General features: G+C 61.4%; 18 protein-coding genes. 8 read left to right on the forward strand and 10 right to left on the reverse strand.

Annotated features, from left to right (window positions below; translation table 11 throughout):
* Window positions 1-3 precede the first annotated feature (3 nt).
* Window positions 4-567, reverse strand: coding sequence for an HAD family hydrolase (locus tag SynA1560_RS01235; protein WP_186500984.1), 564 nt, complete (start codon window positions 565-567; stop codon window positions 4-6).
* Window positions 568-584: 17 nt separating this feature from the next.
* Window positions 585-1625, reverse strand: a complete 1041-nt coding sequence (locus SynA1560_RS01240) for an SIS domain-containing protein (RefSeq protein WP_186500985.1) — start codon at window positions 1623-1625, stop codon at window positions 585-587.
* 39 nt (window positions 1626-1664) lie between these two features.
* Here SynA1560_RS01240 and SynA1560_RS01245 point away from each other — a divergent pair, with 39 nt between their 5' ends.
* The gene (locus SynA1560_RS01245) at window positions 1665-2879 is read left to right on the forward strand and encodes an O-antigen ligase (protein WP_255477013.1); all 1215 of its coding nucleotides are present in this window, start codon (window positions 1665-1667) and stop codon (window positions 2877-2879) included.
* On the forward strand, window positions 2876-5272 hold the full coding sequence (locus SynA1560_RS01250; protein ID WP_186500986.1) for a UvrD-helicase domain-containing protein: 2397 nt from the start codon (window positions 2876-2878) through the stop codon (window positions 5270-5272). The genes SynA1560_RS01245 and SynA1560_RS01250 overlap by 4 nt, the downstream gene beginning before the upstream one ends.
* A 24-nt stretch (window positions 5273-5296) precedes the next feature.
* Here the strand turns inward: SynA1560_RS01250 and selD are convergent, their stop codons facing one another.
* Complete coding sequence (gene selD, locus SynA1560_RS01255; RefSeq protein WP_186500987.1) at window positions 5297-7426, reverse strand: selenide, water dikinase SelD; 2130 nt, start codon at window positions 7424-7426, stop codon at window positions 5297-5299.
* Window positions 7423-8490 carry a UDP-glucose 4-epimerase GalE gene (gene galE / locus SynA1560_RS01260; RefSeq protein WP_186500988.1) on the reverse strand — a complete coding sequence of 356 codons (1068 nt, stop codon included), beginning with the start codon at window positions 8488-8490 and terminating at the stop codon, window positions 7423-7425. The genes selD and galE overlap by 4 nt, the downstream gene beginning before the upstream one ends.
* A gap of 75 nt (window positions 8491-8565) precedes the next feature.
* Between galE and hisS the strand changes: the two genes are divergently transcribed.
* Genes hisS through SynA1560_RS01275 form a run of 3 tightly spaced genes read left to right on the forward strand, consistent with a single transcriptional unit; the run spans window position 8566 to window position 12410 of the window.
* Complete coding sequence (gene hisS / locus SynA1560_RS01265; RefSeq protein ID WP_186500989.1) at window positions 8566-9891, forward strand: histidine--tRNA ligase; 1326 nt, start codon at window positions 8566-8568, stop codon at window positions 9889-9891.
* 36 nt (window positions 9892-9927) lie between these two features.
* A complete protein-coding gene (locus SynA1560_RS01270) occupies window positions 9928-11370 on the forward strand; it encodes a nucleotide sugar dehydrogenase (protein ID WP_186500990.1) in 1443 nt (480 codons plus the stop codon).
* Window positions 11367-12410, forward strand: coding sequence for an NAD-dependent epimerase (locus SynA1560_RS01275; protein WP_186500991.1), 1044 nt, complete (start codon window positions 11367-11369; stop codon window positions 12408-12410). The genes SynA1560_RS01270 and SynA1560_RS01275 overlap by 4 nt, the downstream gene beginning before the upstream one ends.
* A gap of 110 nt (window positions 12411-12520) precedes the next feature.
* Here SynA1560_RS01275 and SynA1560_RS01280 read toward each other — a convergent pair whose 3' ends face one another.
* The 6 genes from SynA1560_RS01280 to SynA1560_RS01305 all read right to left on the reverse strand — a co-directional run bounded on the left by SynA1560_RS01280 (window position 12521) and on the right by SynA1560_RS01305 (window position 14806).
* Window positions 12521-12721 (reverse strand): photosystem II reaction center protein J, encoded by a 201-nt coding sequence (locus tag SynA1560_RS01280; RefSeq protein WP_010312227.1) that lies wholly within the window; start codon window positions 12719-12721, stop codon window positions 12521-12523.
* 11 nt (window positions 12722-12732) lie between these two features.
* Window positions 12733-12852, reverse strand: a complete 120-nt coding sequence (locus SynA1560_RS01285) for a photosystem II reaction center protein L (RefSeq protein ID WP_066904825.1) — start codon at window positions 12850-12852, stop codon at window positions 12733-12735.
* 17 nt (window positions 12853-12869) lie between these two features.
* Window positions 12870-13007, reverse strand: coding sequence for a cytochrome b559 subunit beta (psbF, locus tag SynA1560_RS01290; protein WP_011932177.1), 138 nt, complete (start codon window positions 13005-13007; stop codon window positions 12870-12872).
* 8 nt (window positions 13008-13015) lie between these two features.
* On the reverse strand, window positions 13016-13264 hold the full coding sequence (gene psbE, locus SynA1560_RS01295; RefSeq protein ID WP_186469934.1) for a cytochrome b559 subunit alpha: 249 nt from the start codon (window positions 13262-13264) through the stop codon (window positions 13016-13018).
* A 106-nt stretch (window positions 13265-13370) separates the two neighbouring features.
* Complete coding sequence (locus SynA1560_RS01300; RefSeq protein ID WP_186500992.1) at window positions 13371-14381, reverse strand: photosynthesis system II assembly factor Ycf48; 1011 nt, start codon at window positions 14379-14381, stop codon at window positions 13371-13373.
* Between the two features lie 41 nt (window positions 14382-14422).
* Entirely contained in the window at window positions 14423-14806 is a 384-nt protein-coding gene (locus SynA1560_RS01305) for a rubredoxin (protein WP_186470931.1), read from the reverse strand.
* Between the two features lie 215 nt (window positions 14807-15021).
* Between SynA1560_RS01305 and SynA1560_RS01310 the strand changes: the two genes are divergently transcribed.
* From SynA1560_RS01310 to SynA1560_RS01320, 3 genes are read left to right on the forward strand one after another with little or no spacing between them, the layout of a single operon-like run.
* Entirely contained in the window at window positions 15022-15384 is a 363-nt protein-coding gene (locus SynA1560_RS01310; RefSeq protein WP_186469936.1) for an NAD(P)H-quinone oxidoreductase subunit 3, read from the forward strand.
* Between the two features lie 30 nt (window positions 15385-15414).
* The gene (nuoB, locus tag SynA1560_RS01315) at window positions 15415-16161 is read left to right on the forward strand and encodes an NADH-quinone oxidoreductase subunit NuoB (protein ID WP_186470932.1); all 747 of its coding nucleotides are present in this window, start codon (window positions 15415-15417) and stop codon (window positions 16159-16161) included.
* Window positions 16158-16706, forward strand: a complete 549-nt coding sequence (locus SynA1560_RS01320) for an NAD(P)H-quinone oxidoreductase subunit J (RefSeq protein WP_186469937.1) — start codon at window positions 16158-16160, stop codon at window positions 16704-16706. Before nuoB ends, SynA1560_RS01320 begins: the two co-directional genes overlap by 4 nt.
* Window positions 16707-16711 lie beyond the last annotated feature (5 nt).

Below are 16711 nucleotides of genomic sequence, written 5' to 3' on the forward strand. Positions count from 1 at the left end.
GTTTCAGTCATTGCGGTCGCGCCAGCCCTGTTGCGCCAGCTCGCCCCAGTCACCTCGTGCCTTGAGGATCCGCTCGGCCAGTTCGCGCACGGCGCCATGGCCTCCCCGGTGATGCAGCACGGCATTGGCCTGACGGCGCAGCGGCCTGGCGCCATCGCGAGGCGAGAGAAGCAGTCCCACACAGCTGCGCACGGCCAGATCGTTGAGGTCATCGCCGAGATAAGCGGTGCGTTGTGTTGTGACTCCCACGCGTTCTTGCAAGGCTCTAAGGGCCGGTGGTTTGTCTTTGATCCCCACTAGGCAGTGCTCGATTCCCAGCTGGCGTGCCCGAACGTCTGTGGCGCCGCCATGGCCACCACTAAGAAAGGCCAGATGGAGCCCCGACTTCTGCAGCAGTTTCAGCCCCAGCCCATCACGAACATCGAAGCGTTTCTGCAGGCGTCCCTCTTGATCCAGCCAGAGGCCTCCATCCGTCAGCACGCCATCCACATCCAGCACAAGGAGCTCCACCTGGGTCAGTGAGGTGGTCAGCCGTTGCCAGCGCCATTCCCGCAGCAGTCGTCGCATTCGCTTGAGCCTCCGGTTCAGGCCAATCCGGCCTGGACGAGATCATGCAGGCGCAGTAGGCCATGGACCTGGCCGTTGTGATCCACCACCGGCAACACGGAGATCGGTTTGCGTCGGTTGTGTTCCATGCGCTGAATTGCTTCAACCGCCAACAGGTCTGCGTTGATGGTGATTGGGTCAGGGGTCATCAGGTCTTCCGCAGTCAGCATTGGCCAGCGCTCAGGGCCGTGAGCACGCAGCGCGCGCCGCAGGTCGCCATCGGTGATCAGACCCAGCAAGCCTCCGGGATGTGTGGGATTTTCCACCCAGCTGCTGCCGATCGCGCCCTGCGTGAGCGTGCTGATCACATCTGGAAGGGATGTTTGTGGGTGAATCGGGTGGAGATTGGCTGCTGGGACCATCAGATCGGCCACGGTCATCGTGAGCTGCTTGCCCAAGGCGCCAGCTGGGTGATTAAGAGCGAAATCGGCAGGAGAGATGCCCCGCCGTTCCATCCAGACGGCGGCCAGCGCATCGCCAATGGCCATGGCCACGGATGTGCTGGCTGTGGGCGCGAGATTCAGGGGGCACACCTCCCGGTCAACGGAGGCCTCCAACACCACGTCACTGCCATGGGCGAGTGAGGAGTCGGCTCTTCCCACCAGAGCGATCCGTGCGGTTCCTCGGCGTGTCAAGTGGGGAAGAATGGCCAGCAGTTCGCTGGTTTCGCCACTGTTGGAGAGCAGCAGGCACACATCTTCGGGGGCCACTACGCCCAGGTCGCCATGCAACGCATCGAGCGGGTTGAGAAACAGGGCCATCAAACCGATGGAGGAGAAGGTCGCAGCGATCTTGCGAGCCACGATGCCGCTTTTGCCCACCCCTGTGATCACCAGCTTGGCTTTGCAGTCGGCACAGCGCTCCAACAGGCTCAGGGCCCCCTCGACCTCCTCGCTGCTGAGCCGTTCCGCCGCCGCGGCAATGGCGGCCGCTTCCTCCTGCAGGCAGCGGGTAAGTGCGGACACGCTGGATCGATCACAACTCACCGCATTCTCGTTCACGCCAAACGTTCCGCTCATTCGCTTCTGGCAGGCTGAGTGGCCTTCCTATGAGCTCCCTTGGCAGGTTTGATCCACAAGCTGCAATCACCCTGGCTGGATCTGCTGCTTCCGCTTTCGCTGATGGGCTTGCTGTGGGAGCGCAGCGGCAATCCCGCGGGCATGGTCTGGATCCTTGCTCTCTGGTGTTGTCTCAAGTTGGTGCGCTGGCTGCCTTCGCAGCCGGTGTATGGCGTGCTGATCGGCGTTCTCGCCGTCATCCTCAGCGCTGTCATTCATCCCGTCAGCGGGTCGGCACCCACAGACCTGTTGCTGGTGCTGCTGGCTTTCGCCGCGGGTCTTCAGCAAACCAAAGATCAGTGGCGGATCGCGCTTTGGCTGGTGTTGGCGACGGTGGTTATCTCGCTGCCATTTGTGGAGTTCTCTCGTTTCAACGGCAACCTGGATGCCATCCCCTGGTCGACCCTTCGCGATGCGTTGCCCCAGGGAGCGGTCCGCATTCAGAAGATCACCATCAATCGTTCTGCCTATCTCTACGGCTTGTTCGCTCTGATTGGTTACGGGCTTTGGCGTTCTGAGCGGCATTTCTGGCGATCGGTGCTTGCAGCAGTGCTCGGGTCTGTGAGCTTTGTGCTCGCTTTCGGATCGGGCTCCAGAGCGGCGCTCTTTTTCCCTTTGGCAACAGTCGTTGTGACTGAGTTGTGCTGGCGTCATCGCTACTGGGTGGCCAAGCGAGCCCGGCTTCTGGCAGCTTCGGTGCTGCTGCTCTCGTTGCTGTTCAACCTGACGTTGTATTGGCCGTCTGGGCCTGTTGCTGCCCAAGACCCGAGTGATGTGGGACGAGCCCAGATTGTCCAGTGTTTTTTGCACCAGGCGTTTCAATCGCTGCCTGATTTGGCATCGGGTCAGGGATACGACAGGGTGTCGGATTATTGCGCCGCCAGAGTTTTTCTGCCGGGTTACACCAAGGGAATTCCCCATGCCCACAACGCCTTTGTGCAGGCTTTGGCCGATCAGGGCCTGGTGACGCTGGCGCTGATGGTGATCGCGCTGGCGTTGATTTTTCAACGCCTGTTGGTGGGTCTTGGTAGTGATGCCGCACCGCTCTGCCGGACAGGTCTGGCTTGTGCTCTCTACATCCTGGCCTCCTCCCTGGTGGAGTCGACGCTGCTCCAAACATCTCTGCAGCAGGTGGTCAGTGGCTATTTGCTGGCCATCGCCTGCGTAGCTCCACCGGCGCCGATGCAGGAGAACCCCCGTACCATCAGCCCATGAGCTTTCTCGCCGGCCTCAACGACGCCCAGCGCCTGGCGGTCGATCACCATGAAGGCCCGTTGCTGGTGGTGGCAGGGGCCGGCAGCGGAAAGACTCGGGCTCTCACCCATCGCATCGCGCACCTGATCGGTGAGCACGGTGTGGATCCCGCACAGATTCTCGCGGTGACCTTCACCAACAAGGCCGCGCGCGAGATGAAGGAGCGATTGGAATTGCTTCTGGCTCAGCGACTGGCGCAAAGTCAGTACGGCCAGCCCTGGAGCACCCTGCCGCCAGTGGAGCAGCGGCAACTGCGATCGCGCATCTATCGAGACGTCACCAAAGAGCTGTGGATCGGCACGTTTCACGCGTTGTTTGCGCGGCTGCTGCGTTACGACATCGACAAATTCAAGGACGCCGAAGGTCTGAGCTGGACCAAGCAGTTTTCCATCTATGACGAGGCCGATGCTCAGAGCCTCGTCAAGGAGATTGTCACCCAGGAACTTCAGCTCGACCCCAAGCGCTTCGAGCCCAAGAAGGTGCGCTGGGCCATCAGCAATGCCAAAAACCAGGGTTGGTTGCCGGAGGAGCTGGAAGCGAATGCAGAGGGGCAACGCGGCAAGCTCACTGCCGACGTCTATCGCCGTTATCGCAGGGCCCTGGCCGCCAACAACGCCCTTGATTTTGATGATCTGCTGCTCCTACCGGTGCAGCTGCTTCAGCAGAACGAACAAGTGCGTGGCTATTGGCACCGCCGCTTCGCGCACGTGTTGGTGGATGAATACCAAGACACCAACCGCACCCAGTACGAGTTGATCAAGCTGCTTGTGACGGGTGGCAAGGATCCCCAGCATTACGACAACTGGTCGGGTCGTTCCGTGTTTGTGGTGGGCGATGCTGACCAAAGCATCTACAGCTTCAGGGCCGCCGACTTCACGATCCTGATGGGTTTTCAGGACGATTTTGGCGATCAGGCCCCCGATGGGGCCACTCGCACCATGGTGAAGCTGGAGGAGAACTACCGCTCCACCGCCACGATCCTGGAGGCGGCCAACGCCTTGATTTCCAATAACAGTGAACGGATCGATAAGGTGCTGCGCCCCACCCGCGGTGAGGGTGAATTGATCTCTCTGACGCGCTGCGACGATGAAATCGCGGAAGCCGAAGCCGTTGTGCACAGGCTGCGGATGATGGAAGCCGCCAACCCTGAGCTGAGCTGGGGTGACATGGCATGCCTCTATCGCACCAATGCCCAGTCGCGTGCGATTGAGGAATCCCTGGTGCGCTGGCGCATTCCCTACGTCGTGGTGGGTGGTCTGCGCTTTTACGACCGGCGTGAGATCAAGGATGTGCTCGGCTACCTGCGTCTGCTGATCAACCCCGCCGACACCGTCAGCCTATTGCGGGTGATCAATGTGCCCAAGCGGGGCATTGGCAAGACCACCATTCAGCGGCTCACTGATGCCGCCAACCAGCTGGGGATTCCGCTCTGGGATGTGGTGTGTGACCCAGAAGCGGTGCGTTCCCTCGGAGGACGTTCAGCCAAAGGTTTGCTGCAGTTCTGTGAACTGATTCACGGTCTGCGGGAGCGGCTGCATGACACGCCGCCGTCTGAGCTGATCCAACAGGTGATGGAGAAGAGCGGTTACGTCAGTGAGCTGATCACCGAAGGCACGGACGAGGCCGAGGAGCGCCGTCGCAACCTCCAGGAGCTGGTCAACGCCGGCTTGCAGTATCAGGAGGAGAACGACGAAGGCGACCTGGAAGGGTTTCTGGCATCGGCTGCGCTCGCCAGTGATGCCGACAGCAAGGACACCGCTGCGGATCGGGTCACCTTGATGACCCTGCACAGCAGCAAGGGTCTGGAGTTTCCGGTGGTCTGTCTGGTGGGCATGGAACAGGGACTGTTCCCCAGTTATCGCTCCCTCGATGACCCAGCATCGCTGGAGGAAGAGCGCCGCCTTTGCTACGTCGGCATCACCAGGGCTAAGGAGCGTTTGTTCCTTTCCCATGCCAGTGAACGGCGTCTCTGGGGCGGGATGCGTGAACCGGCTGTGCCCAGCGTGTTCCTGTCAGAACTGCCGGAAGCCTTGGTGCAAGGCGACATTCCCCGTTCCGGGGGAGCCGCGATCCGCCGTGAGCAGCGCCTTGAGCGACTCACGCGCATCGATCGCGACCAACCCAGCGCATCTGCGGGGGCACCGGCCAACGCCGTGCGGCGCCGTCAGGCCGGGCCGGCTCCTGGCAAGAGCTGGTCGGTGGGTGATCGGGTGATGCACAGCAATTTTGGGGAGGGTCAAATCACCCACACCTTTGGTAGTGGCGAAAAGGTTTCGATCGCTGTGAAATTCGCCGGCATGGGGCCCAAGATCCTGGATCCGCGTCTGGCTCCGATTGAGCCCGTCGACAGCTAGGAACCCTGATGAACCAGATCCGGTTCAGCGCGTTGTCACCCAGCCGATCTCACCCCAGGCCGTGCCGTCTTCGTTCAGCAAAACCGCGGCACTGTCTTCGGGCACGCTGATCAGCAGGGGCCCGCAGGTTTGAGGATCCACCAACAGCTCCAGCAGGGCCTGGTGGCGCGGACTTCCACTGCGGATCCCGCTCAAGTTCAGATTGACGCTTCCGTCATCCAGTTGAGCCCAGGCGCGCCGGTTGGCAGGGGCCATGGTGCTGGCTTGACCACTTTCCAGCAAGTCGAGGGTTTGGGGTAAAGCGGGAATCGCTAGGCCGTCGAGCACCACGCGCAGCGATCGGTTGCGCAGCATTTCTCCCAGGTGGCCCAGCAGTCCGAAGCCGGTGATATCGGTGGCAGCGTGAACTGAGCCAGGCTGCTGGCTGTCGAGGGTCTGAAGCGCCTCCACCAATGGGTGCTGACTAGTGGCCATCTGATCGAGGGCTGCATCCAAGGCAGCTGGCTTTGCTGCGCTGCGCATGGCCGCGGCGAACAGCACGCCGGTTCCTAGTGGGCGGCTGAGCAGCAACCGGTCTCCGGCTTGCAATCCGGCTTTGGGCCAGGGCGCATTCCTGGGCTGACCGCTCACGTTCAGGATCACCTGCACCGCTCGGCTGAGTGGTGGGGGAGCCGCGCCGTCTCGGGCTTCCAGGGTGTGCCCTCCGATCAGCTGGGCGCCTTGAGGTTCAAGGGCTGAGCGGATGCCTGCAAGGGTCTGCGCCAGCAGCATTTCCTGGGTGTGTGCTGCGGTTTCTGGAAGGGTGATCACGGCCTGTGCCGCCGTGACCAGAGCGCCGCAGGCCCACAGATCGGAGCAGGCATGCAGGGCGCTGAGGCGTCCATTCAGCCAGGGATCACTGATCAGGGCTGGGAAGCCATCCACGCTCTGCAGCACTGGCGCCATCTCACCGGCAGCGCGCACGGGCAGCACAGCCGCATCCTCCGGTTCAGAGCCCAGGCTGCCGATCCCGGCTTGTTTCAGGGCCCGCTCCAACGGCGCTCCAGGCAATTTGGCCGCACAACCTCGGCAGGTCATCTCCGCGGTGTCATCCATCGCTTCGCTGCTTTCGAACATGGCCATGAAGCGGGCGTCAATCGAGCGTTTCCAGCGCCACAGCAGCGGATGGGGACCAAAGAGATGGGATCCCCGCAGGCCCCAGGCCGTTGGCTGCCCGTTCTGGAAGCCCCCTAGCAGTTGCAAGGCCTGGCGCTGTGGCGTCCAGTGCTTCAACGGCTCCCCTTTGACCGCCGCTTCCAGATTGCGTGCAAGGGGCACAGCGGCTCGGACGGCCCAGACGCCCGATGGAGCGCGGGGATGGGCATCCAAAACGGCGCAGTCTCCCGCGGCGAGCACCTGGGTTTGTCCGAGCACTTGAAGGGTGGCCCTCGTGCGCAGGCGGCCAGTATTGGGGCAGCAGGTCAGTCCGCTCTCCGGCAGCCAGGTCGGCGCCTGGCTGCCGGTGCAAAGCAGACCCGCTTCCGGTTGGGTCTGCGTCGGGGTCTGGTGTTCCACCAGTTCAATCTGGGCTTGGCGGAGCGCTCTCTGGAACGCTGCTGGCAAGCGATCGCTGATGGCCTGGAGTTTTAACGGGCGCTGCGGCCAGCGCTGCCGCAGGGCGAGGACCGTTTCCATGGCCGCCAGGCCGCTGCCCACCACCCAGAAGGGTGCGCTCGCCACTGCTGGAGAGGTCATGGCTAGGTCCTGTTGCTGCAGGTATGCCAGTGCGGGTTCCAGGGGTTTGATCGGTACGAGGCCATCCACCGCAGCCGGAGTGGTACGCGTCACGGCACCCAGGTTGAGACTGAGCCAGTCGTAGGGCAGGTCGAGACGTCCGAGCAGCTGCAGGTGCCTGGCGGCGATGTCGAGTCCGGTGATCTCTGCAATCACCAGTGCGACTCCGGCCTGGTCAGCGAGATTCCTGAGGTCGACCTCCACCTGATTGCGTTGATAGAGACCTGCGATCAGCCCTGGCACCATGCCCGAATACAGCGCTGTGCTGGACCGGCTCACCAGGGTGATCAGGCCCTGGGGACGTTTCTGGGGACGCATGGACCACCGGCGCAACAGCAGGGCGTGGCTGTGACCTCCTCCCGCCAGCAGGAGACCACTCATTCGCGTTGGCCATAACCCGCTGGATTCGCCGATTGCCAGGCCCAGCCGTCACGGCAGATGTCATCGAGGGAACGCTCGGTTCTCCACCCGAGTCGCCGCAGTGCCAACGATGGATCGGCGACGGTGATGGCGGCATCGCCAGGTCGGCGATCAACAATGGTGTGGGGGATCGGTTGCCCGCAGGCATGGCCGAAGGCGTTCACCACCTCCAGCACTGAGATGCCCCGACCGCTGCCGAGGTTGACTGTGAGCACCTGGGGCGCTTCCGACAGCAGGCAGTCGAGGGCTGCCTTGTGCCCCTCCGCCAGGTCCATGACATGGATGTAATCCCGCACGCAGGTGCCATCCGGGGTGGACCAGTCGCCTCCAAAGATTTGCAGACGCTCGCGGCGTCCCACGGCTACCTGGCTCACAAAGGGAAAGAGGTTGTTCGGAATTCCCAACGGGTCTTCCCCGATCAGGCCGCTGGCATGAGCACCGACAGGGTTGAAGTAGCGCAGACAGGCGATGCGCCAGCGGTCCGGTGCGCTGGCGGCGAGGTCACGGAGCAGACGTTCCACGGCGGCTTTGGTGTGGCCGTAAGGGTTGATGGGCTGTACCGAAGCTGTTTCCTGGATCGGCACCCGCTCCGGATAGCCGTAGAGGGTTGCACTGCTGCTGAACACCAGCGTGCGGCACGCGAAGGTGTCCATCACCCGCATCAGCGTCATGGATCCACCCACATTCACGCTCCAATAACGCAGCGGGTCTTGGACCGATTCTCCGACGGCCTTGAGTCCTGCAAAGTGCACCACGGCTTCGATGGGATGGCCGCTGTCGAGCGCCTGCTGAAAGATTCTGTCGAGACACTGACGGTCGTTCACATCGCCCGTCACTGTGCGCAGCCGCCGTGACGCGGCATCACCAGGAGGCAGGTGGCTCAGCGTCGCGACACGTTCGAGGGCATGAGCGGAGCTGTTGCTGAAGTCATCGAGCACGATCAGGTCATGACCCGCTTCGAGCAGCACCACACAGGTGTGGCTGCCGATGAAGCCGGCCCCTCCAGTGATCAGTAGCTGCGTCATCATTTGACCCTATGGCAAGGATCCTGGGTTGAGCGTCGGCTGAGGGGCAGACTGGTCAGCGGTCTCGAGGATTGCGTGAGTCAGCTGCAGAGCCTGCGCGGCATGGTGGATCTGCTGCCCGCCCAGACACATCGTTGGCAGGCGGTAGAGGCCGTGGCCCGTGCACACTTCGGCCGCTCCGGGTTCGAAGAAATCCGCACACCGCTGCTCGAGGTCACCGAACTGTTCGCTCGCGGCATTGGTGAGGCCACCGATGTTGTCGGGAAGGAGATGTATAGCTTTCAGGATCGTGGTGATCGGTCTTGCACGCTGCGTCCTGAAGGCACGGCGTCGGTGGTTCGATCCGCCGTTCAGCATGGCCTTCTCAGCCAAGGCGCTCAAAAGCTTTGGTACGGCGGGCCGATGTTCCGGTACGAACGTCCTCAGGCCGGTCGTCAGCGTCAGTTTCACCAGATTGGCGTGGAGTGGCTGGGCGTCAGTTCCGCCCGCAGTGATGCGGAAGTGATTGCTCTGGCCTGGGACCTGCTCGATGCCCTCGGTGTACGCGGCCTGGAACTGCAGATCAACAGTCTCGGCACGCCGGACGATCGCCAGCGTTACCGCGATCAGTTGGTGTCTTGGCTCGAAGCCCGTTTTGATCAGCTGGATCCTGACTCCCAGCAACGCCTCACCACCAATCCCCTGCGCATCCTCGACAGCAAGAGCACGACGACTCAGGAGCTGTTGAGTAACGCTCCCACCCTGTTGGATGCCCTTTGCGTCGAGAGCGCTGCGCGGTTTGAGGCCGTGCAGCGTTTTCTGAGCGCTCTGGGAATTCCCTATCGAGTGAACACGCGCCTGGTCCGAGGACTTGACTACTACGGTCACACCGCCTTCGAAATCACCAGCGATCAGCTGGGTGCGCAGGCCACCGTCTGTGGTGGTGGCCGCTACGACGGACTTGTTCAGCAACTGGGTGGTGCCGCCACCCCCGCCGTCGGCTGGGCCCTGGGAATGGAGCGGTTGCTTTTGGTGTTGGAGGCCGCTGCTGCTGCCGATCCGCAAGGGCCCGCGGCACGTCTGACGGCGGCAACGCCTCCAGACCTCTATCTCGTGAATCGAGGGGACCAGGCGGAAGCCTGTGCGCTGGTGCTGGCCCGCCAACTGCGTAGTGAAGGCATTGCCGTGGAACTGGACGGGTCTGGGGCCGCTTTCGGCAAGCAGTTCAAACGCGCTGACCGCAGTGGAGCGGCCTGGGCGGTCGTGATCGGCGATCAGGAGGCGGAAGCCGGATCGCTGCGCTTAAAGCCTCTGCTCGGTCAGGGTGCAGAGCAGACCTTGCCGTTGGCCTCTCCGGATGCTCTGGTTGCCATCCTTCAGGCCGGCAACGCGATCCTTAGCAGCGACCAGGATCAGCGATAACCTTCCCCGATCCGTCGGCTCTGCCACAGCTACTCGATGTCTGCTGCCCCTATCCGCTCCATCTGCTGCATCGGTGCTGGTTACGTGGGTGGCCCAACCATGGCGGTGATCGCTGATCGCTGTCCGGATGTGCAGGTGACGGTGGTTGACATCAACCAGACCCGCATCGACGCCTGGAATGACAGCGATCTCAGCAAGCTTCCGGTTTATGAACCTGGCTTGGATGCCGTGGTGGGACGCGCTAGGGGCCGCAATCTTCACTTCTCCACGTCGGTGGACGACGCTATCGCCGCGGCGGACATGGTGTTCATTTCCGTGAACACCCCTACCAAGACCAAGGGCCTGGGAGCTGGGCAGGCCAGTGATCTGCGCTGGGTGGAAGCCTGTGCGCGGCAAGTGGCCAAGTCGGCCACTGGTCACACCATCGTGGTGGAAAAGAGCACCCTGCCGGTGCGTACGGCCGAAGCGGTCAAAGCGATCCTGTCTGCCGCAGAACAGTCCACTAGCGGCGCTCAGCGCAGTTTTGCGGTCCTTTCCAACCCCGAATTCCTCGCGGAAGGCACCGCGATTCCTGATCTCGAATCACCGGACCGTGTGTTGATCGGGGGTGAGCACCCCGACGCCATCGATGCACTGGCTTCGGTGTATGGGCAATGGGTGCCCCAGGAGCGCATCCTGCGCACCAATCTCTGGAGCAGTGAGCTTTCCAAGCTCACGGCCAATGCCTTCCTGGCGCAACGAATCAGCTCGATCAACAGTGTGGGGGCCCTCTGTGAGGCCACCGGTGCCGACGTGCGCGAGGTGGCCAAAGCGATTGGCACCGACAGCCGCATCGGCCCCAAATTTCTGCAGGCTGGCCCTGGCTTTGGCGGCAGCTGCTTCCAGAAAGACATCCTCAATCTGGTTTATCTCTGCCGACATTTCGGTTTGCCAGATGTGGCCGACTACTGGGAATCGGTGGTGACGGTCAACACCTGGCAGCAGCACCGCATTGCGCGCACGGTGGTGCAGAAGCTGTTCGGAACGGTGACCGGCAAGCGATTGGCGATTCTCGGTTTCGCCTTCAAAGCCGACACCAACGACACGCGCGAAGCCCCGGCCATCCGGATTGCCCAGGATCTTCTCGAGGAAGGGGCACAGCTAGCAATCCATGATCCGAAGGTGGATTCCGAGCAGATCGCCCGTGATCTCAAGCTTCCGGCTAGTTCCGCTCCCGATGCTGAATCCGGTCCCACGCGAGCAGCTCTGAGTGGTGAAGGTACCTGGTGGGCTAGTGACGAAATCGCTGCGGCAGTGAGTGGTGCTGACGCGGTGCTGATCCTCACTGAATGGCAGCAGTATCGAGATCTCGACTGGTGTCAGTTGGCGCCTCTGATGCGTCAGCCCGCCTGGGTGTTTGATGCCCGTTCGGTGGTGAAGCCCGCCGACGTGCTGGCGGCTGGGTTGCAGCTCTGGCGCGTGGGTGAAGGCCAGCCATGAGTGCTGATCGCACCTCCATAACCCGCCCCGTTTTGATCACAGGAGCCGCCGGTTTTATCGGTGCTGCTCTGGCGTTACGTCTGCTTGAACGCGGGGAGCGTGTTGTGGGGATCGACAACCTCAACACCTATTACGACCCTGCGCTCAAGCGAGCCCGGCTGGCCCGAGTGGAAGCGGCGGCTTCTCCTGGCGCCTGGCGTTTCGAGCCATTGGCGTTGGAGGATGGTTCGGCACTGATGGCTCTGTTCGCTGAAGAGCAGCCCCGGGTGGTGGTGAATCTGGCCGCTCAGGCCGGGGTTCGCTACTCCCTCGAGAATCCGTCTGCCTACATCCAGAGCAACCTTGTTGGCTTCGGCCACATTCTCGAGGGCTGTCGCCACCACGGCGTGGAGAATCTGGTGTACGCCTCAAGCAGTTCGGTCTACGGGGGCAATCGGAATCTCCCCTTTCATGAGCGACAGCCGGTGAATCATCCGGTGAGCTTGTATGCCGCCAGCAAGAAGGCTAATGAGCTGATGGCCCACACCTACAGCCATCTCTATGGATTGCCGGCGACCGGTCTTCGTTTCTTCACGGTGTATGGCCCCTGGGGACGTCCGGATATGGCTCCCATGCTGTTTGCCAAAGCGATCCTGGCCGGTGAACCCATCAAGGTGTTCAACCACGGAAAGATGCAGCGTGATTTCACCTATATCGATGACATCGTCGAAGGGGTGCTGCGCTGTTGCGACAAGCCAGCAACGGCTAATCCAGCGTTCGATCCTCTGGCCCCCGATCCTGCAACGGCGGAGGCGCCCCACAGGGTGTTCAACATCGGCAACAGTCAGCCCACAGAGTTGCTGCGCTTCATTGAGGTGATGGAACAAGCGCTGGGACGCGATGCGGTGAAGGATTTTCAGCCCATGCAACCCGGCGATGTGGTGGCGACGGCTGCGGACACCCAGGCATTGGAGGATTGGGTCGGATTTAGGCCCAGAACCCCGATTGAAACCGGAGTGGATCGTTTTGCCCATTGGTACCGCGAGTTCTACGCGGTCTGAAGGGATTGGCTTGTTGCGTTCCTTTTGGCTCGATCCGTCTTAACCCCAGGCATTAAAAAACCGACCCAAGGCCGGTTTTCTTGGCGGATGCTGATGAAGAAGGCCTTGACTCAGGCGGAACCCACACCTGTGTAAGAGCCGTAAAAGAACAGGCCCACAACGAAGATCACTGCCATTCCCCCGGCTGTTGCCACCAGCCACAGAGGCAGAGTTCCCTCGGTCCAGCGGGAACGCCAAGCAACGGCCGGTCGGCCGTCGGGAAGGCGATCGGGGATGCGACCGTCAGGAAGACCTGATTTCTTACCACTCATGATTCAAGTCCTCAGTTGAAGAAGTAGCTGGAGAACAAAATGCCGGTCACGAATACGAACAGCAGACCTAGATAGAGACTGGTTCTGTTGAGTTCAACGGGCAGAGTATTGGGGTTTTTGTTGCGCTCCATGGTGTTCGGTGGGGTGATCAGCGGCGAATGAACTGCATGGCGGCCAGGGCGCCAAGGAAAAATACCGTGGGGACCCCCAGGGTGTGAACTGCAAGCCAACGCACCGTGAAGATCGGATAGTTGCGCGGCGTGGACGTGGCGGGAGACTGTGTCATGGATCGAGTTATTTCAGGCGCAGGTCGAGGTCGGACTTGCCTTCGTAGCGCTGGCTGACGACAGGTGCTTTGCTTTCGCTGGCCTGGAAGTAAGCGTCAGGGCGAGGAGTTCCAAAAGCGTCGTAGGCAAGGCCCGTCGACACGAACAGGAACCCGGCCAAGAAGATGGAGGGAAGTGTGATGGCGTGGATCACCCAGTAGCGAATGCTGGTGATGATCTCGAAAAACGGGCGTTCCCCGGTGGAGCCGGCAGCCATGGCTTCGGGTGTATCAGCTCGGTGATCCTAGGGGTAGGGCTTCGACCACTGCGCCAGCCCCCCGGTCTTGGTTACAGAGCGTTGTTTGCCGGAGGCTTGATTGGTCTCAGCTGGTAGCAGACCATCGCAACATCAGGCCGCGTTCGCCCAGAAGAAAGGCGTGGCGTTGGTTGGCGCTGTCGTCGAAGACAAAGCGGGTGAAATTGGTCGGGGCTTGAGCGCTTTCGGGATCCCGTTCCCAGCTGTCACCGCCATCGCGGCTGACAAGCAGGGTTCCATTGCCGCCGCCGGCCCAGATGGCGCCATCGTCCGACCAGGCCATGTCGAGGTAGCCGTAGCCATTGGTGATCGGGATGATCGGCTTGCTCCAGCTTTCGTTGTCGCTGGCGTTGTCGTTCAGGCGGATCTGTGCACCGCGGGCCACCATCCAGAGGCGTCCATCCGGTTGATAGCCAATGCTCTGCAGCCGTTGGCTGCTGACCCGCTGGTGCACCTGCCACACGTCCTGGCCTTTGTCCCAGGTGGCATAAAAGTTGCCAAGGCTGCTCACACTCACGTAGGAGCCATCAGCGCTGCGACGCAGGTCGCGCACGGCCCCTGCCGCATCACTCACCTCGGCGTCCCAGCTGCCGCCTCCGTCGCTGGTGCGATAAACGGCGCCCACGTTGGTGGCGAGCTCGGCGCTGTTGGGGCCGAGGGCGGTGATCAGATAAGGCTCCCCGGGCAGCTTCGTGTCCAGGAACAAGCGGGTCCAGTTCTGTCCACCGTCGGTGGTGTGCATCAGCAGTCCCGGTTGGCCGGCAATCCAGCCATCGTCACCGTCGAACGCAATGCTGATCAGGCGGAAGTTCTCCTCATCCGGCAGATCGAGGCTGCGCTCACTCCAGTTGGCGCCGCCATCGTTGGTTTCCAGAATCAAACGGTTGCTGCCGACCAGGAAGCCGTGGTTGGCATCAGTAAACGCCACATCCAGGGGATTGGCCTCGGTGTTCAGGTCCACCACTTGCCACGGGCTGGTGGTGGCCGTCGGGACGCGCGTCGTGACGCAGCCGCTCAAGCCGAAGCCGATGAAGGCCACCAAGACCAATTGAGCAAGAGTTTTGAAGAGGGATTTCATTCCGGGATGGGGGATGGCAGGCGTGGGGCCAGTGTCCGTGCTTAGCGCAGGGAATAAAGGGAGAGAAAGAAGGCGAAGCCCAGGGCAAGGCTCCCGAAGATCAACACATTCTTCTGCCCCGGGGTTAAACGGTTCACGCCCAATCCGAAATTGAGATTCTCTTCGAAGCCGCTCGCCTTAGAGCGGGGGCCAATGTCCCGGAAGGCGCCCACCTTGCTGCGGCACACCGGGCATCGGAAGGTGATCGTGTCCAGATCCTCGAAGGCCGTGCCGACAGGGATGTTCTGTTTTTTTACCCCCTCCTCGGGGTCATACACATAGCCGCAGCTCCGGCACTCAAATCGGTGGGTCCGCGGGTCGCTCGCCTCGTCCGGGACATCCTCGGTGACTGCTTCCCCCTCGGATGAGCTGGTATCAACGGCAATGTCCTCAGCCGACTCGCTTGCCACTGCGCTGTCGTTGTGGCTGCCTTCGAGAGCTTGGCCCTTCGCAGTCGACTCTTCAATTGCTGTGTCCTGAGAGGCTTGTATCTCTTCGCTCACCACGATTGGGCAGGGAAGGTCACTCTATCGACGCTGCCGTGGCAAACGTCAGCCCGTGGCTGCAAATGCCAGACTGCCCGCAAATCGGATCGGCCCAGATGTTTGTGCTTCCGGGGTATGACGCTTTCCTCGGCTTTTTGCTGATTGCTGGAGCCGTGCCGGTGCTGGCATTGGTCACGAACAAGCTGCTGTCGCCCAGCAGCCAACTCGGAGAGAGGGAGCTCACATACGAATCCGGGATGGAACCAATTGGTGGCGCCTGGATTCAATTCAATATTCGCTATTACATGTTTGCGCTGGTCTTCGTCATCTTCGATGTGGAGACCGTCTTTCTCTATCCCTGGGCAGTGGCGTTTCACCGTCTCGGGTTGTTGGCCTTCATCGAGGCACTGGTGTTCATCACCATCCTTGTTGTCGCCTTGGCCTATGCCTGGCGCAAGGGCGCGCTGGAGTGGAGCTGATTCATGACCTCATCCATTGACCGTTCCGACATGGCAGGTGATTCCCCTTCCATTCAGGCGTTGCGCGATCTGCGCGAAGCCAGTTGTGGACCAGTTGCTGGCGCTGCAGAAGGTGCCCCCACCGTCACACAGGACCTTAGTGAGAATGTGATTCTCACCAGTCTTGACGACTTGCACAACTGGGCCAGGCTGAGCAGTCTTTGGCCACTGCTTTACGGAACGGCGTGCTGCTTCATCGAGTTTGCTGCTCTGATCGGCTCCCGTTTCGATTTCGACCGTTTCGGCCTGGTTCCTCGAAGCTCGCCGCGTCAGGCAGACCTGCTCATCGTGGCCGGCACGGTGACAATGAAAATGGCCCCAGCGCTGGTGCGCCTTTACGAGCAGATGCCTGCTCCAAAATATGTGATTGCCATGGGCGCTTGCACCATCACCGGCGGCATGTTCAGCGCGGATTCAACCACCGCTGTTCGGGGTGTGGACAAATTGATCCCTGTAGACCTCTACCTTCCCGGGTGTCCTCCACGCCCGGAAGCCATCTTTGATGCTGTGATCAAGTTGCGTAAGAAGGTTGGCAACGAATCCGTCGCAGATCGTCGTCAGCTCCTCCAAACCCATCGTTATTGCACCGTCGAGCATGCGATGACGGCAGTCGAGCCGATCGTCACGGGTGCTTACCTCAATGCTGAAACGCAGATCGCTGCTCTGAAACCTGGAGCGGGTCTGCCCATGCCTGCGCTCGAAACCGCCGAAGCTGTCACCACCCCTGACCCGTCATGAGTGCAACTCCCGATAAGCCGTCAAAAGCTGACTCACCTGTTGTCACGGCCCCTCAACCTGGTCCCGTGAGTCAGTGGTTGACCCAGCAGGGCTTCGAGCATGAGGTGCTCGAGCCTGATCATCTCAACATCGAGCAGATTGGCGTTGAATCCCTTTTCTTGCCTGTGATTGCGGCCGCGCTAAAGAGTCACGGCTTTGATTATTTGCAGTGTCAAGGGGGCTACGACGAAGGGCCAGGTGCACGTCTCGTCAGCTTTTATCACTTGGTCGCCATGGCTGAAGTGGCCGACGGTCATTCCGATGCCGTTCGCGAAGTTCGCTTGAAAGTGTTTCTTTCCCGTGAAGGCCAGCCCAGCGTGCCAACGCTGTATGGGTTGTTCCGTGGTGCGGACTGGCAGGAGCGTGAAACCTTCGACATGTACGGGGTCAATTTTGAGGGTCACCCCCATCCCAAGCGTCTGCTCATGCCTGAAGATTGGACCGGCTGGCCGCTTCGCAAGGATTATGTGCAGCCTGATTTCTACGAAATGCAAGACGCCTATTGATGCAT

This window comes from Synechococcus sp. A15-60 (genome assembly GCF_014280095.1).
Taxonomy (GTDB): Bacteria; Cyanobacteriota; Cyanobacteriia; order PCC-6307; family Cyanobiaceae; genus Synechococcus_C.